This window comes from Alphaproteobacteria bacterium (genome assembly GCA_035625915.1).
Taxonomy (GTDB): Bacteria; Pseudomonadota; Alphaproteobacteria; order JACZXZ01; family JACZXZ01; genus DATDHA01.
The window spans coordinates 1-21,837 of the sequence record DASPOR010000219.1 but is presented as its reverse complement, the minus strand read 5'-3'; the positions used below and the strand labels follow the sequence as shown (position 1 = coordinate 21,837).

General features: G+C 63.5%; 23 protein-coding genes. 14 read left to right on the top strand and 9 right to left on the bottom strand.

Features of this window, described 5'->3' with window-relative positions; genetic code table 11:
• Window positions 1-155 precede the first annotated feature (155 nt).
• Window positions 156-722 carry a DUF3576 domain-containing protein gene (locus VEJ16_17950; GenBank protein ID HYB11546.1) on the bottom strand — a complete coding sequence of 189 codons (567 nt, stop codon included), beginning with the start codon at window positions 720-722 and terminating at the stop codon, window positions 156-158.
• 261 nt (window positions 723-983) lie between these two features.
• Here VEJ16_17950 and cysD point away from each other — a divergent pair, with 261 nt between their 5' ends.
• Genes cysD through VEJ16_17935 form a run of 3 tightly spaced genes read left to right on the top strand, consistent with a single transcriptional unit; the run spans window position 984 to window position 4,395 of the window.
• Window positions 984-1,778 carry a sulfate adenylyltransferase subunit CysD gene (gene cysD, locus VEJ16_17945; GenBank protein ID HYB11545.1) on the top strand — a complete coding sequence of 265 codons (795 nt, stop codon included), beginning with the start codon at window positions 984-986 and terminating at the stop codon, window positions 1,776-1,778.
• The gene (gene cysC, locus VEJ16_17940) at window positions 1,778-3,682 is read left to right on the top strand and encodes an adenylyl-sulfate kinase (protein HYB11544.1); all 1,905 of its coding nucleotides are present in this window, start codon (window positions 1,778-1,780) and stop codon (window positions 3,680-3,682) included. Before cysD ends, cysC begins: the two co-directional genes overlap by 1 nt.
• Window positions 3,683-3,705: 23 nt before the next feature.
• Window positions 3,706-4,395 carry a YggS family pyridoxal phosphate-dependent enzyme gene (locus VEJ16_17935; protein HYB11543.1) on the top strand — a complete coding sequence of 230 codons (690 nt, stop codon included), beginning with the start codon at window positions 3,706-3,708 and terminating at the stop codon, window positions 4,393-4,395.
• A 63-nt stretch (window positions 4,396-4,458) separates the two neighbouring features.
• Here VEJ16_17935 and hslU read toward each other — a convergent pair whose 3' ends face one another.
• The 3 genes from hslU to VEJ16_17920 form a co-directional block, all read right to left on the bottom strand.
• Window positions 4,459-5,796: an ATP-dependent protease ATPase subunit HslU gene (hslU, locus tag VEJ16_17930; protein ID HYB11542.1), complete on the bottom strand. Its 1,338-nt coding sequence runs from the start codon at window positions 5,794-5,796 to the stop codon at window positions 4,459-4,461.
• The gene (gene hslV, locus VEJ16_17925) at window positions 5,793-6,341 is read right to left on the bottom strand and encodes an ATP-dependent protease subunit HslV (protein ID HYB11541.1); all 549 of its coding nucleotides are present in this window, start codon (window positions 6,339-6,341) and stop codon (window positions 5,793-5,795) included. The genes hslU and hslV overlap by 4 nt, the downstream gene beginning before the upstream one ends.
• A gap of 215 nt (window positions 6,342-6,556) precedes the next feature.
• The gene (locus tag VEJ16_17920) at window positions 6,557-6,892 is read right to left on the bottom strand and encodes a cyclic nucleotide-binding domain-containing protein (GenBank protein HYB11540.1); all 336 of its coding nucleotides are present in this window, start codon (window positions 6,890-6,892) and stop codon (window positions 6,557-6,559) included.
• Between the two features lie 196 nt (window positions 6,893-7,088).
• Between VEJ16_17920 and VEJ16_17915 the strand changes: the two genes are divergently transcribed.
• From VEJ16_17915 to VEJ16_17875, 9 genes are all read left to right on the top strand, one after another.
• Entirely contained in the window at window positions 7,089-7,751 is a 663-nt protein-coding gene (locus tag VEJ16_17915; protein HYB11539.1) for a CDP-alcohol phosphatidyltransferase family protein, read from the top strand.
• The gene (locus VEJ16_17910; protein HYB11538.1) at window positions 7,748-8,743 is read left to right on the top strand and encodes a phosphatidate cytidylyltransferase; all 996 of its coding nucleotides are present in this window, start codon (window positions 7,748-7,750) and stop codon (window positions 8,741-8,743) included. The genes VEJ16_17915 and VEJ16_17910 overlap by 4 nt, the downstream gene beginning before the upstream one ends.
• Before the next feature lie 5 nt (window positions 8,744-8,748).
• A complete protein-coding gene (locus VEJ16_17905; GenBank protein HYB11537.1) occupies window positions 8,749-9,471 on the top strand; it encodes a lysophospholipid acyltransferase family protein in 723 nt (240 codons plus the stop codon).
• Window positions 9,472-9,556: 85 nt separating this feature from the next.
• On the top strand, window positions 9,557-10,144 hold the full coding sequence (hisB, locus tag VEJ16_17900; protein ID HYB11536.1) for an imidazoleglycerol-phosphate dehydratase HisB: 588 nt from the start codon (window positions 9,557-9,559) through the stop codon (window positions 10,142-10,144).
• A 60-nt stretch (window positions 10,145-10,204) separates the two neighbouring features.
• Window positions 10,205-10,846 carry an imidazole glycerol phosphate synthase subunit HisH gene (gene hisH / locus VEJ16_17895; GenBank protein HYB11535.1) on the top strand — a complete coding sequence of 214 codons (642 nt, stop codon included), beginning with the start codon at window positions 10,205-10,207 and terminating at the stop codon, window positions 10,844-10,846.
• A complete protein-coding gene (hisA, locus tag VEJ16_17890) occupies window positions 10,843-11,568 on the top strand; it encodes a 1-(5-phosphoribosyl)-5-[(5-phosphoribosylamino)methylideneamino]imidazole-4-carboxamide isomerase (protein HYB11534.1) in 726 nt (241 codons plus the stop codon). The genes hisH and hisA overlap by 4 nt, the downstream gene beginning before the upstream one ends.
• A 5-nt stretch (window positions 11,569-11,573) precedes the next feature.
• Window positions 11,574-12,350 (top strand): imidazole glycerol phosphate synthase subunit HisF, encoded by a 777-nt coding sequence (hisF, locus tag VEJ16_17885; protein ID HYB11533.1) that lies wholly within the window; start codon window positions 11,574-11,576, stop codon window positions 12,348-12,350.
• A gap of 114 nt (window positions 12,351-12,464) precedes the next feature.
• Window positions 12,465-12,803: a phosphoribosyl-ATP diphosphatase gene (locus tag VEJ16_17880; protein ID HYB11532.1), complete on the top strand. Its 339-nt coding sequence runs from the start codon at window positions 12,465-12,467 to the stop codon at window positions 12,801-12,803.
• A 14-nt stretch (window positions 12,804-12,817) separates the two neighbouring features.
• Window positions 12,818-13,183, top strand: coding sequence for a histidine triad nucleotide-binding protein (locus VEJ16_17875; protein HYB11531.1), 366 nt, complete (start codon window positions 12,818-12,820; stop codon window positions 13,181-13,183).
• Window positions 13,184-13,225: 42 nt separating this feature from the next.
• On the opposite strand, the gene VEJ16_17870 is transcribed toward VEJ16_17875, so the two are convergent.
• Both VEJ16_17870 and VEJ16_17865 read right to left on the bottom strand, forming a co-directional pair.
• On the bottom strand, window positions 13,226-13,960 hold the full coding sequence (locus tag VEJ16_17870) for a glutathione S-transferase (GenBank protein ID HYB11530.1): 735 nt from the start codon (window positions 13,958-13,960) through the stop codon (window positions 13,226-13,228).
• Window positions 13,961-14,044: 84 nt separating this feature from the next.
• Window positions 14,045-14,272 carry a hypothetical protein gene (locus VEJ16_17865; GenBank protein ID HYB11529.1) on the bottom strand — a complete coding sequence of 76 codons (228 nt, stop codon included), beginning with the start codon at window positions 14,270-14,272 and terminating at the stop codon, window positions 14,045-14,047.
• Window positions 14,273-14,341: 69 nt separating this feature from the next.
• Between VEJ16_17865 and VEJ16_17860 the strand changes: the two genes are divergently transcribed.
• Window positions 14,342-15,139: a prolyl oligopeptidase family serine peptidase gene (locus tag VEJ16_17860; protein HYB11528.1), complete on the top strand. Its 798-nt coding sequence runs from the start codon at window positions 14,342-14,344 to the stop codon at window positions 15,137-15,139.
• Window positions 15,140-15,217: 78 nt separating this feature from the next.
• On the opposite strand, the gene VEJ16_17855 is transcribed toward VEJ16_17860, so the two are convergent.
• From VEJ16_17855 to VEJ16_17845, 3 genes are all read right to left on the bottom strand, one after another.
• Window positions 15,218-16,741, bottom strand: a complete 1,524-nt coding sequence (locus VEJ16_17855) for a YifB family Mg chelatase-like AAA ATPase (GenBank protein HYB11527.1) — start codon at window positions 16,739-16,741, stop codon at window positions 15,218-15,220.
• A 100-nt stretch (window positions 16,742-16,841) separates the two neighbouring features.
• Window positions 16,842-19,604, bottom strand: a complete 2,763-nt coding sequence (locus VEJ16_17850) for a methyl-accepting chemotaxis protein (GenBank protein HYB11526.1) — start codon at window positions 19,602-19,604, stop codon at window positions 16,842-16,844.
• A gap of 54 nt (window positions 19,605-19,658) precedes the next feature.
• Window positions 19,659-20,822, bottom strand: a complete 1,164-nt coding sequence (locus VEJ16_17845; GenBank protein ID HYB11525.1) for an ABC transporter substrate-binding protein — start codon at window positions 20,820-20,822, stop codon at window positions 19,659-19,661.
• A gap of 195 nt (window positions 20,823-21,017) precedes the next feature.
• Between VEJ16_17845 and VEJ16_17840 the strand changes: the two genes are divergently transcribed.
• Window positions 21,018-21,837: DMT family transporter (locus VEJ16_17840; protein HYB11524.1), on the top strand; the 820-nt coding region annotated here is incomplete at its 3' end.

The following is a 21,837-nucleotide window of genomic DNA, read 5'->3' as shown; positions in this document are numbered from 1 at the left end:
ACGTGGCCTAGCATCCGAAATTCGCTCACGCTCCCGCACCCAAATGTGGCGATTTTCGGATTCGCCACCCGATGATTTAGCCAAAGATTGGGATTTAACCAAAGATGGAGGTTTGGCGTCGTTATCCGGGGCGGTCTTCCAGCCACGCGACGTTCTCAACTACCCTCGCCGTTTCCAAGCGCTTGGCTCCGAAGTTTTTGCGCCTGGCTGAGAATCGTATCTTCGAGATCGGTCGCGGTCCCCCCTTCGGCTGGCATGTCCTGCCACTGCCCATCCGTCTGTTTCTGATGGAACACCGCGACGCGCACCGCATCCGCCCGCAACTCCCGGCTGAGAATGAAGACATTGAGTTTGAATCGCTCTTGGGGCGTCTCCGGCGGGGCATACCAATCCGTGATGATGACGCCGCCAAACGGGTCCGCCGATACGAGCGGCATGAACGACACGGTATCGAGCGCACCCTGCCAGAGGAAGCGATTGACGCCGACGCGCTGGCCGATCGTGGTGTCGACGTCCTTGGCGAACGCCGGCAAGCTCGGCGTTTTCTGCTTTACAGTGTCCCCGGAAACGTTTGTCTCGGCCGAGTCCCCGGGTGTCTCGCTCTTGGGCGCTTTGTTGGACTGGAAAAGCGAACAGCCGTTCAAGGCGGCGGCTAGCAGCATGACGGACGCGACCAGGCGCCAGGCCGAGTGCGTGCGCTGGCAACACTTTCCGTTCGCCAAACGCAATGACATCCCGCTCAACACCATTCCGATCCTTTAATTCCGCGGCGCACTATTACCGCATCGCGGGCGGATTTCCTAGTGTGGTACCCGGCCTCGAGCGGCCTTGAATCGGACCGCTGTAACCGACGACGACCGCGGGGAGCCGGAAAAGCGAGGCCATATTATAGCCTTGTGATCCTTTACAACAGGCCCGTGCTTGAGTTAGGCAAGGTGCCGCCCGATGATCAACGCCCAAGAGCCGAGCCGCCGCCAGCCAAGATGACCCATCTCGACAAACTCGAAAGCCTGAGCATTTACGTTATTCGGGAGGCATTCAGCCGAATTCCAAATCTGGCTATGCTGTGGTCTCTCGGGAAAGACTCGAATGTCATGGTATGGCTTGCGAAGAAGGCGTTTTTCGGCCACGTGCCGTTTCCTCTGCTGCATATCGATACGGGCCGGAAATTCCCCGAAATGTACGCGTTCCGCGATCGCTATGCCCGAGAATGGGGCCTCAATCTCATCATCGGCGATTGCCCACCCCTTGAAGAGATGGACTCGACCCTCCCGCTCGCTGCGCGCTCCGCCGCGCGGAAGACGGCCGGCCTCAAAAAGGTGTTGGCCGAAAGGAGATTCGGCGGAATCTTCGCCGGCATTCGCCGGGATGAGGAAGCGACACGGGCCAAGGAGCGAGTGTTCAGCCCTCGAGGCGAGGGATCGCAGTGGGATTTCCGAAATCAGCCGCCCGAATTCTGGGGTCAGTTCATGACGGAGGTGCCCCCGGGAACGCATCTACGCATCCACCCGATCCTCCATTGGACAGAACTCGACGTTTGGCAATACATCGAACGCGAAGGAATTCCCGTCGTGGAGCTATATTTCGCGCGAAGCGGCAAACGCTATCGCTCCCTCGGCGACAAGGACATCACGCATCCCATCGCAAGCAACGCCGCCACGATCGAAGAGATCGTGTCAGAACTCGAGACGACACGTATTGCCGAGCGCAGCGGTCGCGCCATGGATCACGAAGCTGAGGACTCGTTCGAGCGGTTGCGCGCCGACGGATATATGTGATGGCAAGCCGACGGGAACGCCGCAAGCCCGAGGGCAAGGTGCGCGACCATCTGAGCCTCGTCATCGTCGGGCACGTCGATCACGGCAAGTCGACACTCGTCGGCCGGCTTTTGCACGAAACCGGTTCGCTTCCCGAAGGCAAGGTCGAAGCCGTCGAGGCAATGTGCCGTCGGCGCGGCATGCCCTTTGAGTGGGCCTTCGTGACGGACGCCTTTCAAGCGGAGCGAGATCAAGGCGTTACCATCGACGTAAGCCATATCCGCTTTACGACAGAGGCACGCCATTTTCTCCTGCTCGATGCGCCGGGTCATCGTGAATTCCTCAAGAACATGGTGACGGGTGCGGCGTCGGCTGACGCGGCGCTGCTGGTCATCGATGCCGAGGAGGGTGTGAGGGAGCAATCGCGCCGCCACGGCTACCTTCTCTCGCTCATCGGCGTTCGACAAGTGGTCGTCGCGGTCAACAAGATGGATCTGATCGGGTGCGACGCGCAGCGCTACGCGAGCATCGAAGCCGGCTACCGGGCTTATCTGGCGGGCATCGGCATCGTCCCGGCTCACGTCGTTCCCGTGTCGGCGCGAACCGGCGCCAATCTCACCGCACCGACCCGCGACATGAGTTGGTACGCGGGACCCACCCTTCTTCAGGCGATCGAGTCGCTTCAGCCTTCCCCACCCTTACATGATTTGCCGCTCCGTTTCCCCGTTCAGGATGTCTACAAGTTCGATGCTCGCCGCATTATCGCAGGAAGAATCGAGAGCGGGCGGCTCGGCGTGGGCGACACGGTGCTCTTCTCGCCCTCCAACAAAACCGCGAAGGTAAAGTCGATTGAAGGCTGGCATGTGCCGGGTCCGATCTTCGAGGCAAGTGCTGGGCAATCGATCGGCGTTACCCTCGACGATCAAACCTTCATCGAGCGCGGCGAAGTGATCAGCCACATCCTGAAGCCGCCCATGGAGACGAACGTCTTTCACGGCCGCGTTTTCTGGCTCGGCGACGAGCCCCTTCGCGCCGGGGCGCGCTATACCCTCAAGCTTCATACTCTCGCGACGGCTGTTACGGTGCAGGAAATAGAGCGTGTGGTCGATCCCACCGATCTTTCGACGACAAAATCCGACAAGGTCGAACGCTTCGCGATGGCCGAAGTGATCTTACGGGCGCGCGGTCTCCTCGCGCTCGATCCTTTTCTCGATAATGCCGCAACCGGCCGATTCGTGCTGTTCGATGGGTATATCCCGGTCGGCGGCGGCACGATCGGCATGCAGGGCTATCCGGACCAGCGCGAGCTTGTCACGGTTCGATCGACCAATGTGACCGAAGTCGTGCACCGGGTGAGCCATGCCGCGCGCGAGGCCCGGGCGGGGCATCGCGGCGCCGTGATCTGGTTGACCGGCTTGTCCGGTGCTGGGAAGTCGACGCTCGCCATGGAGGTTGAGCGCCGCCTCTTCGCAAAAGGTTACAACGTCTACGTGCTTGACGGCGACAATGTGCGTCGCGGCCTCAACGCCAATCTCGGCTTTACCGCGGACGATCGCGCGGAGAATATTCGCCGCGTGGGTGAAGTCGCGGCCCTCTTCGCCGACGCAGGCTTCGTTTGCATCACCGCGTTCATCTCGCCCTATCGCACCGACCGTGAGCGCGCGCGGCGTGCGGCCATGGAAAAGTTTCACGAGATCTACGTGGACGCCGATTTGGCGATATGCGAACAGCGCGATCCCAAGGGCCTTTATGCACGCGCGCGCGCCGGCGAAATCAAGGATTTCACGGGCATCTCGGCGCCCTACGAGGCGCCCGAGACTCCTGAACTCGCCGTGCGCACCAGCGACCGTGGCGTCGACGAATGCGTCGGCGACATCATCGCTTATGTGGAACGGGCCTTGTCTTTTTCGCGCACGAGCGAATAGCGCCCTCGCGAGAGGAATTTGTCATGGCCGAAAGTGAATCGCCCGCCGCCGTGGATGTGCGCGCTAACCTCATGGCCGTCCAGGCGCGCATCGAGACAGCACTCAGGACTGCGGGACGTGCTCCGCAGTCCGTTACGCTCGTCGCCGTCACCAAGACGCATCCCGCCGCGCGCGTTCGCCCGGCACTCGAAGCCGGCCACCGCGTCTTCGGCGAGAACCGCGTGCAGGAAGCCAAGACGAAATGGCCGGCATTGCGCAAGGCGTTTTCCGACATCGAACTCCATCTCGTCGGCCCGCTGCAGACGAACAAGGTCAAGGATGCCGTCGCCCTTTTCGACGTGGTCGAAACCGTCGACCGCCCGAAGCTCGCCGCGGCGCTGGCGCGCGAAATGGCAGCGCAGAATCGGCGGCCGAATTGCCTCATCGAGGTCAATATCGGCTCGGAACCCCAGAAGGCGGGTATCGCCCCCGACGACGTGCCGGCCTTCCTCGCCGCATGCCGCGAGGATTACAAGTTGCCGATCGTCGGCCTCATGTGCATCCCGCCGCACAACCACGCCCCGGAATCGTTCTTCCGGAATCTCGCCGCACTCGCGCGGCGTTGCGGCTTGCCGCTCGTCAGCATGGGCATGAGCGAGGATTTCGAGATCGCCGTGCGGATCGGCGCCACGCACGTGCGAGTCGGCACGGCAATTTTCGGCGCCCGCGAATGATCGCGCGGCGAGGGGGCGATAAAATTTGTGTCGATTTTCCGCTCACGCTGGCGGAGCGGCGCACTACAGAATGAACTTGGAAAGATCGGCGTTCTTGGCAAGATCGCCAACGTGCTTCTTCACGTAGGCCGAGTCGATCGTGATCGATTGGCCAGCCGTCTCGGTCGCGGTGAAGCTGATTTCCTCGAGCAGGCGCTCCATGACCGTGTGAAGGCGTCGCGCGCCGATATTCTCGACCCCGCGATTGACGTCCGCCGCGATGTCCGCGATCTCGGCGACGGCATCCTCCGTGAAGTCGAGCGATACTTCCTCGGTCCCCAACAGCGCCTTGTACTGCTTGATAAGGCTATTTTCGGGTTCGGTCAGGATGCGGACAAAGTCGTCGCGCCCGAGTGCTTTGAGCTCGACGCGGATCGGCAAGCGTCCCTGAAGCTCGGGCAGCAGGTCCGAGGGCTTCGCCATATGAAACGCACCTGACGCGATGAAGAGCACGTGATCGCTTTTGACAGCGCCATGCTTGGTCGCGACGGTCGTCCCCTCGATCAATGGTAGGAGATCGCGCTGAACGCCTTCGCGACTTACGTCCGCCCCCACGCGGTCGGAGCGCGCCGTGATCTTGTCGATCTCGTCGAGGAAGACGATCCCACCTTGCTCGACCGCCGCGATCGCCTCGCGCACGAGTTTGTCCTGATCGAGAAGCTTGTCGCTTTCCTCCGCCATCAGGACCTCATGGGATTCGGCGACGGTCATGCGCCGCGGCCGCATGCTGCCGCCGAACGCCTTGCCGAGTATTTCATTGAGATTGAGCATGCCCATTTGCGCGCCCGGCATGCCCGGAATATCGAATGTCGGCATCGTTCCCGCACCGCTCGACTGGACCTGGACCTCGACCTCTTTGTCGTTGAGCTGTCCATCGCGCAGCATCTTGCGGAATTTTTGCCGTGTCTCCTGGCTCGCGTTCTCGCCGACCAGCGCATTGAGTACGCGCTCCTCGGCCGCGAGTTCGGCGCGTGCCGATACTTCCTTGCGGCGGCGTTCCCGCGTCATCGCAATGGAAATCTCGACGAGGTCGCGCATGATCGACTCGACATCCCGGCCGACATAGCCGATCTCGGTGAACTTGGTCGCTTCGACCTTGAGGAACGGCGCCTGGGCAAGCCGTGCGAGCCGCCGCGCTATCTCGGTTTTGCCGCAGCCGGTCGGCCCGATCATGAGGATATTCTTGGGCAACACCTCCTCGCGCATTTCCTCGGAGAGCTGCTGGCGGCGCCATCGATTGCGGAGTGCGATCGCAACGGCGCGTTTCGCGTCCTGCTGTCCGACGATATAGCGGTCCAGTTCCGAGACGATTTCGCGGGGCGTGAGGCTCGCACTTTCGGGTGTGGGTGGGCGCGGGTTCATAGGCTTTCTATCGTGATGTTACGATTGGTGTAGATGCATATGTCGGCCGCAATCTCGAGCGCACGTCGGGCAATCCCCTCGGCGTCCATGTCGCCGCGATCGATGAGCGCCCGCGCCGCCGAGAGCGCGTACGCACCGCCGGAGCCGATGCCAATGAGGCCGTCCTCGGGTTCGAGTACGTCCCCGTTGCCCGAAAGGATGAGCGAGGTCTTGGCGTCGGCCACCGCCATCATGGCCTCGAGGCGACGAAGGTAACGATCGGTACGCCAATCCTTGGCGAGTTCGACGCAAGCGCGCGTAAGCTGGCCCGGATGCTGGTCTAGCTTGGCCTCGAGCCGCTCGAACAACGTGAAGGCGTCGGCGGTCGCACCGGCAAAGCCGCCGATCACCGAGCCGTCGCCCAAGCGACGAACCTTGCGCGCATTCGACTTCAGCACTGTTTGGCCAAAACTCACCTGGCCGTCGCCAGCGATGACGACGTGCCCGCCCTTGCGCACGCACAGGATCGTGGTGCCGTGCCAAAGGCCCTTGTCGTCTTCGGCCATGAAGCCTCGATGGATGGTGGAAGCCATGTTGGACAGTCCCCGTCCATGTGGGTTATCCCAAACGCCCGGTCAAGGGCGACGCCCAGTCTTCCGACTCCGACGGTTCGTCCCGCGCGCTCGGCCCGGAACACCGCCAAACTCAATGACATTTGTTGTGGTTCCAACAAAATGATTTGGACTCAAGCGTTGGGACCACAACACGAACGGCGAGACGCTCAGTCGTCCTGATGGAGGCGTGCGAGGAGCGAGCGAAGTGCCGAGCGCGCCATATCCGGCTGCTGGCCGACGGCTTGCAGGAAACTCGAGCGGCTGACGGCGCGCACCGAAACGTCATCGAGCGCGCGAGCGGTAACGGAGCGCGGCTGGTCCAGCACCACGCCCATTTCCCCAAATATCTCGCCTTCTCCCATGACGGTAACCTGGCGCACGCCGCCGGCCTCGTTTTTGAGAATTTCGACCCGTCCCCGTTTGATGAAAAAAGCGAAATCGCTTTTGTCGCCTTCGCGATAAATGATCTCGCCGGGCGCGAAATGACGCTCGGTCATGGCCATGGGCGTTTCCCCCTTGAAACAGGCCCCGTCGGGCAGCCTGATCAGCCGTTTTGCTTGCCTTATCGCATCTCGCCCCATGGGTCAAACGCCCATTGACGGCGCAGGGCTGCCGGTACTCGCGCGGCGCGCTTGTGCGCTAGAATCGATTTCAATATAAGCCTACTAAACAACGCTTTGAACGGCAGAGACGTTCGCTTTGAGCGACAAAATCGACCGGCGCCCGATTGCCGCGCGGGAGTGGCGGGTCTCCCGGCGGCTCGCGAATTGGCTCGGATGTCGGGGTATCAACGCCGACGCAATCTCACTTTTCGGAATGGCATTCGGGATCGGTGCCGGCGTATTCCTGGCGGTGACCGGCAAGTGGCCCAGTGCTGCTTGGGCTATATGGCTGGCGGCGGCCTTACTCGTGCAACTCCGACTGGCGGCGAATATGCTCGATGGCATGGTCGCCCTGTCGACGGGGACCGAATCGAAGCGCGGCGAGCTGTTCAACGAAATCCCGGATCGAGTGTCGGATTCGGCGGTGCTGATAGGCCTCGGCTACGCAAGCGGTGGGGACGCCGTTCTGGGTTACGCCGCCGCCCTCGTCGCTGTCGGCACCGCCTACGTGCGGGCAGTCGGCAAAGTCACGGCCGGTGTGCAAGAGTTCTGCGGGCCGATGGCAAAGCAGCAGCGCATGTTCGTGGTGACACTCGTTGCACTTTACGGTGCAGTATTCGATCCGCGGCAAGGATCCGTCAATGACACCACCGGGCTCACACCCGTGACATTCGCGTTTTACCTGATCATTATCGGGGGCATCGTCACTTTCCTGCGCCGGCTCCGGCGAATCGACGCAGCATTGCGCGGCGCGTCGTGACCGGCGAACGGCTTTGGGGTTGGCGACACGCTTTCGACAGCCCGATTACACTTTGGTTCACCGTGGCCATTTTGTCGGCCCTCGTGCTGGCAGCAGCCGTTATTGCAATATTGAGCTGGTCGCGCGTGATCGAAGGGCCATTGCGGCGCGAGCTTTGGATGCGCACGGTTTCATGGTTCGGCATCGTGCTTGCGGTCGTCGTTCCCATATTGCTCGGTGCGCTCTGGACAATCGTCGTTTTCTGCGTGCTCGGGCTGCTTTGCTATAGCGAATACGCCCGCGCCACGGGACTTTTTCGAGCGCCCTCGATCAGCGCCTGCGTCGTCCTCGGCATCGTCGTCATCAATTTCGCCGTGGTCGACCACTGGTACGGTCTGTTCTTTGCACTGTTTCCCCTTACGGTTGGCGTGATCGCCGTCGTCTCGATTCCCGCCGACCGCCCGCAGGGCTACATACAGCGAGTGGCCCTCGGCGTTTTCGCATTCCTGCTTTTTGGCGGTGCGCTTTCCCATCTCGGTTACATGGCCAACGACTGGAATTATCGCCCGATCGTCCTGATGCTGCTGATGGCGGTCGCCGTCAACGACATAGCTGCGTACGTCGTCGGCAAATCGCTCGGCGGGCCGAAGCTGCTCCCGAATACCAGTCCCAACAAAACGATTTCCGGTGCCGTTGGCGCGCTCCTTGTCACGACGGGTTTCGTGGCGATCGTCGCCGGCCCCGTGTTTCAGGGCACACCCATGGCGGAGCCATGGCACAGGCTCGGCCTCGGCCTCATCGTCAGCATCGCGGGTCAACTTGGCGATCTGATGCTGTCATCGATCAAGCGGGACATCGGCATCAAGGATACGGGCGCTGTCATTCCCGGGCATGGGGGCATCCTCGACCGGGCCAACAGCCTTCTCCTGGTCGCACCCTCGGCGTTTCACTACATCGGCTACTTCGTCGGATTCGGTCTCGATCAGCAGACGCGGATCATCGCCTGGAGCTAGCTGCTGTGAAGCCCTGGAAGTTCGACACCGCCACCGATTTCGGCCTCTCCCCCCGCGCCCGGCTGTCCAGCTTGCGGCGGGAGGCGGGACTGTTCGGCGGCGCTGTTCATCTGGCCTGGTCGATCTTGAGCCGCGCCTATCTCAAAGCGGCGCACCGTGTTCGTGTCGTGGGCCGCGAGCATCTGCCGAAATCGGCGCCCTACGTTCTCATCGCAAATCACACGAGCCACCTCGATGCGATCGTGCTGAGCAGTTGCGTTCCCCTCGGCCAATGCAATCGCATTTTTCCCATCGCCGCCGGCGATACGTTCTTCGACAACCTGCCGATCTCGATCTTTGCGGCATTGGCGCTCAACGCGCTGCCGCTCTGGCGGCGCAAGGTCCGCGTGGCCGAGCTCGTCGAGCTGCGCGCCCGCCTTGTCGCGGGACAATCGATCTACATCCTGTTTCCCGAAGGTACCCGCGCGAGGGACGGGGTCCTGGCACCTTTCAAGCCTGGGCTGGGGCGACTCGTGGCGGGCACGGCGATCCCCGTGATCCCCTGTCACATCGACGGAGCCTTCGAAGCGTTGTCGCCCCAGCGCCGGTTCCCGCGCCTCAGCGCCATCATGGTCAGGATCGGCGCACCCCTCTCGTTCATCGATCTTCCCGACGAGAAAATGGGATGGCTGGAGATTGCCGCAACAGCCGAGCGCGCGGTGCGGGCTCTCGCCAGCCATCCCTCCTAGATTGCCGGGTAGCATGCGCGGGTGGTGGGGATGGCTGGCAGGTTATTGGACTTCCTGTTAAAAGGGCGTCGACAAGGAGCCAACCATGCGCAAGGCGACCATCGGGCGCAAGACGCGCGAAACCGACATTACGGCGAGCGTCAACCTCGACGGCTCAGGTCGTTATGAGATATCGACCGGAATCGGCTTTCTCGACCACATGCTGGAACAATTATCGCGGCACAGCCTGATCGATTTGAGCCTGCGCGCAAAGGGCGATCTCCATATCGACTACCACCACACCACGGAAGACACCGGCATCGTCATCGGGCAAGCCGTGTCAAAGGCGCTCGGCGAGCGTAAGGGGATTGTCCGCTACGGCGGCGCCCTTATTCCGATGGATGAGACTTTGACGCGGGTGGCGATCGACGTGTCGAACCGCCCCTACCTTATCTGGAAGGTCGCATTTACGCGCCCGAAGCTCGGCGATTTCGACACGGAGCTTTTCAAGGAGTGGTTTCAGGCCTTCGCCCAGCACGCAGGGGCAACCCTCCATATCGAGAATCTCTATGGCGACAACAGCCACCACATCGTCGAGTCCTGCTACAAGGGCCTCGCCCGCGCCCTGCGGCACGCGATCGAGATCGATCCGCGTCAAGCGGATGCGGTGCCATCGACGAAAGGCAAGCTGTGAGCGCCCTCGTCGGTTAGACTCCCAACCCTTGGATTGCTGAAGCATGCCAGGCAGGACGCAATGAGCGTCGTCGTCGTCGATTACGGTTCCGGCAATCTCCGCTCCGCGGCAAAGGCTGTCGAGCGCGCTGCGGCCGATTTGTCCTCCGGGCTCGACGTTCGCGTTGCATCCGATGCACGCGCGGTCCTCGAAGCCGATCGGATCGTGCTGCCCGGCCAAGGTGCATTTGCCGAGTGCGCCGCCGGTGTTGTAAAGGTCCCAGGCCTGCGCGAAGCGCTTGAGGAAGCCGTTATCGAACAGGGTCGCCCGTTTCTCGGTATTTGCGTGGGCATGCAGTTGATGGCGACGCGCGGGCTCGAGCACGGGGCCCACCGAGGATTCGGCTGGATCCCCGGCGACATCGTGCCTATGACGCCCCGTGACGCCAAACTCAAGATTCCCCACATGGGGTGGAACGATCTCATCGTCGAGCGCCAACATTCCGTGCTCGATGGAATTTCAAGCGGCGCCGATGTCTATTTCGTCCATAGCTACGCGCTCGCGGGCGGCGATCCAGCGCACATCCTGGCGCGTGTCGAATATGGCGAATCCTATCCCGCCATGATCGGCCGCGAGAACATGGTCGGCACGCAGTTCCATCCCGACAAGAGCCAGGCGAATGGAATCCGCCTGATCGCGAATTTCCTGCGCTGGCGGCCATGATTTTGTTCCCCGCGATCGATCTCAAGGACGGCGCATGCGTGCGTCTTCTGCGCGGACGCATGGCGGATGCAACCGTTTACAATCCCGATCCGGCGGCGCAAGCGCGGACATTCGCCGAGTGCCGCAGTCAATGGCTTCATATCGTCGATCTGAATGGCGCCTTCGCCGGCCGGCCGGTCAATGAAAACGCCGTCCGCGCCATTCTTCGGGCGGTGACGATTCCGGTGCAGCTTGGCGGCGGCATCCGGGACATGGCGACGATCGATGCGTGGCTCGCCGCCGGCGTGCGCCGCGTCATCCTGGGCACGGCGGCGGTGCGTAACCCGTCACTCGTGCGCGAGGCGTGCAAGGCCTATCCCGGCCGCGTCGCCGTGGGCATCGACGCACGCGCGGGCAAGGTCGCAGTTGAGGGTTGGGCGGAAACGTCGGACATATCCGCCGGGGACTTGGCGCGGAGGTTCGAGGATGCCGGTGTAGCGGCCATCGTCCATACCGACATCGATCGCGATGGTGCGCTCGAAGGGCCGAATGTTGCGGCGACTGCGGCACTTGCGCGCGCGATCGCGACACCCGTCATCGTCTCGGGTGGGGTATCGTCGCTCGACGACCTCGCGGCGATCAAGGCGCACGAGAAAGACGGCATCGCGGGCGTCATCGCCGGGCGCGCACTTTACGATGGCCGTCTCGATCTCGGTGCTGCATTGCGGCTTTTTGAGGCGTGATCCCAATGCTTAAGGTGCGCATCATTCCCTGTCTCGACGTGAAGGATGGCCGTGTCGTCAAAGGCGTCAATTTCGTCGACTTGCGCGATGCAGGGGATCCCGTCGAGCAGGCGCGCCTATACGACCGCGAGGGTGCCGACGAACTCGCCTTTCTCGACATCACGGCAAGCCAGGAGAATCGGGACACGCTTTATGACGCCGTCAAGGCGACGGCCGAACAATGCTTCATGCCGCTCACGGTCGGCGGTGGCGTCCGCAGCGTCGACGATATTCGCAAGCTGCTGCTAGCCGGAGCAGACAAGGCGTCGCTCAACACGGCGGCAATCAGCCGGCCCGAATTCGTCCAGGAAGCCGCGAACAAGTTCGGCAGCCAGTGCATCGTCGTCGCCATCGATGCCAAGCGCGTGGCGCCCGGTCGATCCGAGATCTTCACCCATGGCGGGCGCAGGGCGACGGGAATCGAGGCGGTCGGATGGGCTCGGCGCATGGTCGAGCATGGGGCGGGCGAAATCCTGCTGACATCGATGGACCGGGATGGCACGCGCCAGGGCTTCGACATCGCACTTACACGCGCGGTCTCGGATGCCGTCAGCGTACCCGTGATCGCCTCGGGTGGCGTCGGGGCACTCGAACACCTCGTCGCCGGCGTCGTGGAAGGCCATGCCTCGGCCCTGCTCGCGGCCTCGATCTTCCATTTCGGCGAATTCACTATCCGGCAAGCCAAGGCGACGCTCCGGCGCCACGGCATTCCGGTGCGCGACGTGCCGATCGAGGCGGCCTGATTCAACGCCTTCGATGTCGGCGCTTCGCGACGTGACCGCGTCCGGGAAATCTGCTAGGCAAGGAGGGGGCGGGCCTTGGCGGGCGGGCGGAGACGGCGATTTGAGGTGACGACGATGACTGGCGCCCCCGACTACACGATCCTCGCGCGACTCTTTGCCCTGATCGAAAGCCGCAAGGGCGCGGACCCGGCGGTTTCGCGCACCGCACTCCTCTTCCATCGCGGCATGGGCAAGATCGCTCAGAAGGTCGGCGAGGAAGCGGTCGAGACCGCGATCGCCGCCGTCGAGGCAAAACCTGCGGAAGTGGTGAGCGAGAGTGCCGACCTCCTTTATCACCTTCTCGTCCTGTGGTCGGCGACCGGCGTCAAGCCCGAGGATGTGTTTGCCGAACTCGCACGGCGCGAAAACACGTCGGGGATCGAGGAGAAGAGTGCGCGCCTCAACAAGGCATAGCGGGAGAATCGCGCATGGCCTACGACAATAACAACATCTTTGCCCGCATCCTTCGCGGCGAGGTCCCGTGCAAGAAGGTCTATGAGGACGCGCACGTGCTCGCCTTCCATGACATCAGGCCGCAAACGCCGACGCACATCCTCGTGATTCCAAAGGGCGCCTATGTCAACCTCGCCGATTTCTCCGCCAAGGCGAGCGACGGCGAGATTGCGGCGCTCTTTCGCGCGGTCGGCTCGATCGCGCGCGAGCAGGGACTGGATGAGGGCGGGTATCGCATCCTCGCCAACAACGGCACGGATGCAAATCAGGAGGTCCCGCATCTCCACATTCACATTTTCGGCGGCCGGCCCCTCGGCCGGATGATCGCTCCGCCGAAGTGACGTTCGCCGAACAGATGGCGGAGAGCGCGATCGACATCAACCCTATTCCCCGCTATCAAGCTCTCGATATTGGCGAAAGATGCCTTGCTCATTGAACGCGATCCGGCGATCCGAAGCGAGATAGGCGGCGATGCGCGGACGTGCTGCGACTCGGTCGTGCAAGGCGTGAACGCGCGGATAGGCTTTCCCGAGGCGGGCCATGCGGCGCGGAAAGGCATAGCGCAAGCCCGCCATGACTTGAAAGAGGGAGAGATCGGGGTAAGTCATCCTTGCTCCCACGAGATGGCGGTCGCCCGAGGGGTTGCGGTTCAGCACGCGCTCGAAATAGCCGAGGAATTTTGGGACACGCGATTGCAGGAAATCGCCCGCGCGCCGCCGCGCCTCGGCGCGCTGGTCCTCGTAATAAAGGCCGCTCGATATGGGATGGTGCGTGTCGTGGACCTCTTGCACCAAATCGGCGATGGTGAGCTGGAGCTGACTGGCCCATAACCGACCGGCCTCCGCCCTCGGCGCCAAGCCGTGACGATCGCCGAGATAAAGCAGGATATTGGCGGTTTGACCGATGATGAGCTTTCCCGCCCGCAGAAAAGGCGGGGCGAAGGATGGCCGCTCGATCGTCTTGCCGTCGAGGAGGCGCAGCATGGCCGCCATGCCGCCACCTTGCTTTTCGGACTCCCGCGCGACATCGACATACGCCGCACCGGCTTCCTCGAGCGCCAGACGGACGAACTCGCCGCGGCCCTGGATGGTCGGCCAATAATAGAGTTCGTATCGCATAACGCGGCACCTCCTTATGCCGGGCACTATACCGTGCTCCGTTGCGGTGCGCGGCGTGGTGTGCCCCGCGAAGGTTGCAGCATGTCACGGAGAACGCCATCGCGGCGGTACCCACGAAAGGTCAAACCAGCCAAAGCTCGGTGAGGCGCTCTTGAGATACTCGACGAGTGCCCGGTGCGCCCGGCAACCGGCCAATCCCGGTCGCGTAACGAGCCTCACCTCCACGCTGCCGCCGACTTTTCCAGCGCCGGGGAGCGTGCCGCCGAAGACGGAGACCGAACCTTTCTCCCGAGCACCGCGGGAATCGTTCACCGAAACGGCTTTACCAAAACCCTACAGGCGGTTAGAAGCGTAAGGCGTTGCAATAGACGGAAGACCTTTATGCGCGGCAAATGGCTGTGCGGCTTTCTGCTGTTTCTGGCCTCGGCCTCCCAGTCCTACGCGACGCCGTGTGGCCCCGAAGATTTCGAGCATGCCGTTACGGGAGGCGAATCCGAATGCGTTGTGATGGCGCGCTTCGGCAACGTCACGGACCCCAGGGTGCTGGTGGTTTGGCTGCACGGCGATACCTCCGGCGGCGGCCCGGCCACCTCGCATTACCGGGTCGCCGAACAAGCAGCGAAGCGCTTCGCCGCCGAAGGCGTGCTCAACGTCGGGCTCATCCGCCCGGGCTATGAAGACGAAGACGGCCGGCAATCGGACGGCAGCAACTACGGCCGCTCCGATAACTACACCAAAGACAATATGGAGATCGTGGGCGGGGCCATCGAGCGCCTCAAGCAGCATTACCATCCCCAGCGGGTCGTCGTCGTGGGCCATTCGGGCGGAGCCGCCACAGCGGCCAATCTGCTGGGCATGATGCCTGGGCTGGTCGATGCCGCTCTGCTGGTGTCCTGCCCCTGCGATCTCGTCGCCTGGCGCGCGAACGGTCGCAAGAATCCTTGGTCCCGTAGCGAGAACCCCGCAAAATGGCTGGACTCGGTCCGTCCTCCCGTGCGCGTCATCGCATTGACCGGGGAGGACGATCCGAACACGGGGTCGTATTTTGCCAGGACATACATAGAGAACCTGCAAAAGCGCAATGTGCAGGCAAGCTTCGAACTCGTTCCCGGCGCAGATCACAACGGCGCTTTCAAATCTCCCATCGTCCTCGACACCCTAGCGGAACTTATTAAGTAGCCCGGGCATTGTTGTGACGCTGGATGACTTCGGCGATCGCGAAATGCAGGGATTTGGGTGCGATATCGACGACTCGACTCATCTCCCGAGGGCAATGCGCCGGTAGCCAAGCGCCTCCGCTACATGGATGCGCTGCACTTTATGCGCGGCTTCAAGATCCGCCAAAGTGCGCGCCACGCGCAAAACCCGGTGATAGCCGCGCGCCGAGAGCTTCAGCCGCTCCGACGCCTTGTCGAGAAGTGCCCGGCCCTCCGCATCGGGTGCTGCGACCTCCTCGAGGAGTTGCCCATCCACTTCCGCGTTCGAGCGGATCGGCTGCCCGCCGATTTCGCGGCCCGCATAGCGCTGCCGCTGCCGCTCGCGCGCTGCATTCACGCGCTTGGCGACCTCGGGCGAACCTTCGGCGGGTGGGGGTAGGCTGAGGTCGGCGGATGTCACCGCGGGCACGTCGATATGGAGATCGATTCGGTCGAAGAGCGGGCCGGAAATCTTCGACTGGTATTCGGCGGCGCATTTGGGGGCGCGGGCGCAGGCGAGCGAGGCATCGTCAAGATGGCCGCATCGGCACGGATTCATCGCGGCGACGAGTTGGAATCGTGCGGGATAGGTCACGTGATGATTGGCGCGTGAAACCGTGGCGCGCGCGGTTTCGATCGGCTGGCGCAATGCCTCGAGCGTCTGGCGTGCGAACTCCGGCAACTCGTCGAGGAACAGCACACCGTGGTGGGCGAGGGAGATTTCGCCCGGGCGCGCTCGCGTCCCTCCGCCGACGAGGGCCGGCAAGGTCGCGGAGTGATGGGGATCGCGGAACGGCCGCGCGCGAATCAGTTTGCCCTCGGCGAGTTGGCCGGCGATCGAATGGATCATGGAAACTTCGAGCGCTTCGGCCGGATCGAGCGGCGGCAGTATCCCGGGCAAGCGAGCCGCGAGCATCGACTTGCCGGAGCCGGGTGGCCCGATCATCAGGAGATTGTGCCCGCCGGCGGCCGCGACTTCGAGGGCACGCTTTGCGGATTCCTGGCCTTTTATGTCCCTGAGATCGAGATAGCTGGCGGGTCCGTCGGCCACGCGCGGTATGGGCCGCGAGAGTACTTGCGTGCCCTTGAAATGGTTGACGAGTGCAATGAGGTCGGCGGGTGCGAGCACTTCGAGCTCGCCCGCCCATGCCGCTTCGCCACCCTGCGCCGCGGGGCAGATCAGCCCACGCCCTCGGGCTGACGCGTTAATTGCCGCGGGGAGGACGCCCGCCACGGCCGACAAAGCGCCGTCGAGCCCGAGCTCGCCGAGGGCCGTATAGTTCGCCATCTCGTCCCTCGGCAACACCTCCATCGCAACGAGAAGGCCGAGGGCAATCGGCAAGTCGAAATGGCTGCCCTCCTTGAGGACGTCGGCCGGTGCCAGATTGATGGTGATGCGCCGGCTAGGGAGTGCGAGGCCCATTGCACCGAGGGCGGCACGGACTCGTTCGCGGGATTCGGCCACGGCCTTGTCCGGCAGGCCCACGAGAGACAACGTGGGCAGTCCGCTCGCCATCTGGACCTGAACGTCGATGTCGAGCACGTCCACACCCTGAAAGGCGACCGTGCTCACACGCGCGATCATATATGAGCTTCCTGTCGATTCAACTAATGCGCGATCTTAGGGGAGGCTTCGGCCCCGCGCCAGAGTGCAAAGCGAACCGAGCGCAGAGCAGGATTTGGCGCTACATCGCCCTGATTTCGGCGAGCACATTGCGCACTTGCCGGCTGAGGTTTTCGGATTGCTGTGAGAGCGCGTCGGCGGAGTGGAGCACCTGCTCGGCCGCTTGGCCGGTCTCGCCCGCGCCGCGCGTCACTTCGACGATATTCGTCGAAACGTCGCTCGTGCCGGTTGCCGCCTGCTGGACATTCCGGGCGATTTCCTGGGTCGCCGCCCCCTGCTCCTCGATCGAAGTCGCGATCGATGTGGCGATCGCGTTCATCTGGGTGATGGTGTCGTCGATCGTGCGGATCGCGGCCACGGCGTCGCCGGTCGCGTGCTGAATGGCGCCGACCTGGTTCGCGATCTCCTCGGTCGCCTTGGCGGTCTGGTTGGCGAGCGCTTTCACCTCCGACGCCACGACGGCGAATCCCTTGCCGGCCTCGCCGGCGCGCGCGGCCTCGATCGTCGCGTTGAGGGCGAGCAGGTTCGTCTGGCCCGCGATGTCGTTGATGAGGTCCACGACCTCGCCGATCTTCTGTGCTGCGTCCGAAAGGCCCTTGACGGTGACGTTCGTGCGCTTGGCCTCGTCGACGGCGCGGGATGCGATCTTGGTCGACTCGCCGACCTGCCGGCCAATCTCGCCGATCGAGCTGAACAACTCCTCCGCCGCCGAAGCAACGGTTTGCACATTGGCCGACGCCTGCTCCGACGCCGCGGCGACCATGGTCGTGGTTTGGCTCGTCTCCTGTGCGGTCGCCCGCAGGGTCTTGGCCGTTAGATGCATCTCGTTCGACGCCTGGGCGAGCCGATCGACGATGCTCATCACGCTCGCCTCGAGCTCGTCGGCGAGCTTCAGCATGGCCGCGCGCTTCTCGGCGATCGCCTGTATCTCGGCCTCGCGCCGGGCCTCGATCGCCTTGCGCTCCGCTTCGAGCCGTGCCGCCTCGGATGCCGTGCGCTCGGCCGCGACCGTGCGCTCGGCCTCGGCCTGCTCCTCGCGCAAACGCAGCCGCTCGATCGCGTTCTCCTTGAAGACCCGCATCGCCTCGGCCATCGCACTGATCTCATCCGAGCCGCCGGTCGGCACCTCGACCGCAAGATTGCCGGTCGCAAGTTCGTTCATGCTGCGTGCGAGCCGGCGCAGGCGCCGCGTGAGATTGCGCCCGGCGTAGAGCCATGCGATGAGGGCCGCCGCGAGCAAGCTGCCGAAGGCGATAAAGAGAAGCACGCGGTCGCCGCCGGCAATCGCCGCGCTCGCTTGCCCCGAAAGGCCGTCGATCTCGCGTTGATTGGCGGCGACCAGGCTTTCGACCTGCGTGCTCAATCGCGCCGCAAGCTCGCGATTCGCGCTCAAGGACGCTTGCGCGGCGTCTGCCGCCTGAAGCTCGGAGCGGCGGAGCTGGAATGCACCGTGGTCGCCCTCGCCGGAACCGAGCAACGTCTCGACTTCATCGTGCAGCAGCTTCACCTTTTCCCGATCGAGGCCGGCGATGGGGCCGGCGGCATTTTTCTGCTCGGCCTCGGCAAAGCGCACAAGGGCGTCGGCGTTGCTTCTGAGGTGTGCGGCCACGGATCCGAAGCGGTCGACGAGCGGTTCGATCGATGCCGCATCGCCTGCGTCGAGGCCCGCAAGGAGCAAGCCGGCAACCATATTGCCGTCCGCGTGGATCTCGAGCACGCGCCTGATCGACTCAACACCATCGTTCAGGAGCCGGTCGATTGCCGCCTGGGATTTTTGCGCGGCCGAATCCGTGCTGCGCTTCAGGCGCTGATTCATTTCGTCGACAAGCGGTTTGAGGCCGGCGCGAAAACCGTCATGGGCGGTCGCGACGATTATCGCAGTGTCTTCGTTGTCGGGCGCTGGCGCTTCCTTGGAAGCGGTCGGCGAGGTCGCCTGCCCCGTACCCCCATGCTGTGCCTTGAACACATCGTTCGGCCCCGAGCCAAGTGCCTCCAGGCCTCCGATCAGGAAGTGGAGCCGCTCGCCGAGCACCGTGTCGCTCAATGCGCCGAGGCGCTTGTCGAGATCGGCAGCACCGTCCGCGAAGCGTTTTTCAAGTTCGTCGAGTTTGGCGCTGCGATCGGCGTGGGTAGCTTCCGAGAGCAATGCCGCCATCAGATCGCCGGTCGCAAGCGTGTCGAGGATGGCCTGGACCATTGCGCCGCTATCGTCCGTCAACACCTGCAGCGCCTTTCCGCTGTCGGCAGTCACGGTACCGCCGGCCATCGCGAGATCGAAATTCGTGTCGTCGACCATCGGCACGACGGTGGCGATGAAGGCCTGGTGTCGGGCCGTCACGTCACGCGTCAAGATCGCGCGCTTGTCGGCCAATTCGAGGCGACGCTTCACGCTCTCGTCGAGGGCGTCAAGGCCGGCCGCAATCGCCTCCCGTGCGCGCTTGATGCCCTCGATTTCCCCGCCACCCCCACCGACGGCCTCGATCGTCGCGATGAGCTTGCCGAGGGCTGCAAGGCGATCGCGAAGGCTTGTCGCACTACGCAGCCGTGCCGTTTCGTTTTCGGCGTGACCGAGCTCGGGTGCGGCAGCCGCCAATGCCGACGCCTCCTGCGAAAGGCGCAACGCGTTCGCAATCGCCGGCACCCCCTTGCCCGTCACTTCCGTAAGCGCACCCCCGATTCCGCCAAAGACCATCCAAGCGATGCCCGAGGCGATCACGGTCATGAGTGCTGCGGCGCCGAAGGCCATGAACAACCGCGGCCCGATACCGAAACGCTGGCCAGCATCGGCCTTTACGGTGCGGTCGGTGGCGCTGTTATCGCTCATGGCGTCCTCAGTGGAATTTCGACCAAACATCGCGCTCGATTATCCCGAAAGCGCTCAGGACAGTTTCGATACCGCCCGAAAGCTGCCGTCGGGCTGAATGACCGTGAAGAACACTTTGTCCATGCCCTGATTTCGGCCCGGGCCGTAGGTCAGCGTGACGCCGCCGAGATCGAACGAGCCCGTCCGATAAATCGCATCGATGAGGGCCTGGCGCGTGAGCTCGCCCTTGATCGTGCCGAGGGCCGAGACAATCAGCCGGCCGACCATATAGCCTTCGAGCGAGACGAAGCCCGGCTCGGCAGTCGGGATGGCGGCCTTGAGCGCCTTCTGATATTGCGCCACAAGCTGGACCGACGTGTCCTGGGGCAGCGGCACGACTTGCGTGACGATCACGCCCGCACCGTCGGCGCCAAGCTCCTTCGCAAGGGAATCCGACCCGACGAAAGAGATATTGACGAATTTCGCCTGCAGCCTTACGAGCTTTGCGAGCTTGATGAACTCCGCACAGGGTTTATAGGCGCCCACCATCACGACCGCTTCCGGTTTGGCTTTCGCAATCTCGAGGAGGGCCGTTTTCACGGCTGTGGTGTTGCGCTGATAAGTCCCCTCGGCGACAAGCTCGATCCCGCGCTTCGCCATCGCGGCCTTGACCCCGTCGAGGCCGGCGCGACCGAAGGAATCGTCCTGATAGAAGATCGCAATCCGCTTGTAGCCGAGATCGTCGGTCAGGTGCGCGATCCAGGCTTCCGTCTCTTCGCCGTAGGAGCCGCGCACGTTGATGACGTTCTTGAGTTCGGGTTTGCGCAGAAAGCCGGCACCGGTGAACGGCCCGATGAATGGCACGTCGTCGGCCGTGGCAATGGGTTGGGCCGCCGCGGCCGTGGGTGTGCCGACAGCGCCGACGAGGGCGAAAACTCTGTCCTGCTCGATCAGCTTCTTGGTGCCCTCGATCGTCCGATCCGGCTCGTAGCCGTCGTCGATGGCGACCAGTTCGAGCCGTCGTCCATTGACGCCGCCGCGGGCGTTTATCTCCGTGAAGGCAGCCTCGATACCCTCCTGCATGCCGAGGCCAAGGGCCGAGGCGGGACCGGTCAGTGCCGCGACCTGGCCGAAAAGGATCTTGTCAGCAAAAACGCCGGGGTCCCCGGCGCGCGCCGACGTTGCGGCGACGAACAGGACTCCAAGTGCCGCCAGCACCGCGCGGAGAGAGGTCGCCATCCGATACCCCTTTGTCATGAGATCGGCGTTCACGCCACCCACCGGCGCGGGCAGGCCGATCCGATTTTCTGCTTACAGGCGAGACGTGAAGGATCGGTAAATCGCGCTTAAAGAGGGCCGGTGCCTCCATGCTATGGTCCTGCGTGGATGGATGGGCCCGCATGGCGAAACCCGGATTGGATGCGGAGAAATCGCATGCCGGTTGCAAGCGACCAGTTGGCGACGCGACAGGAGGCGGCACCGGGGGCCGCCACCGCCGCCGCTGCGATCGGATGGATGGTCTTCTCGGTCCTTCTGTTCTCGATCATGGATGCGACGGTCAAATGGCTCGAGACCGAGGGCTACGGTGTCGCCCAGGTGATGTTCTTTCGCGGGCTCTTCGGGTTGCCGTTCACGGCTTTGGTCATCGCGCGCGGTGGGGGACGAAAGCTGCTTCGCACGCGCCGCCCCCTCGGGCACGTCACCCGCTCGCTGGTCGGAACCACGACGGTTGCATGTTTTTTCTACGCCTACGGCCATATGGCGCTCGCCGACGCGGTTGCGATCGGGTTCGCGGCACCACTCTTTTCAATACTTCTCGCACTCGTCGTCCTCGGCGAGCGGGTCGGTTGGCATCGCTGGGGTGCGGTGGTGGTGGGCTTCGTCGGCGTGTGGATCATGCTGCGCCCGGGTGTGGGCGTGTTGGCGCCGGCGGCGCTCGTGGCCCTCGCGGGAACCGCAACTTATGCGTGGGCAACGATCGTGATCCGTCAGTTGAGCCGAACCGAACCGGCGTCCACGATCGTATTCTACTACATGCTCACGACGGTGGCGGTGAGTGCCGCTTTCCTGCCCTTCGGCTGGCGTGCGCCCGACCTCGGGGGCTGGGTGCTTCTTGGGGGCATGGGACTTGCTGGCAGCACGGCGCAAATCGCATTTACGCGCGCCCTTGCCATCGGACCGGTCGCGCGCGTCGCCCCCTTCGACTACACGGCACTCTTGTGGGCAATCCTTTTCGGATATGTCCTCTGGGGCG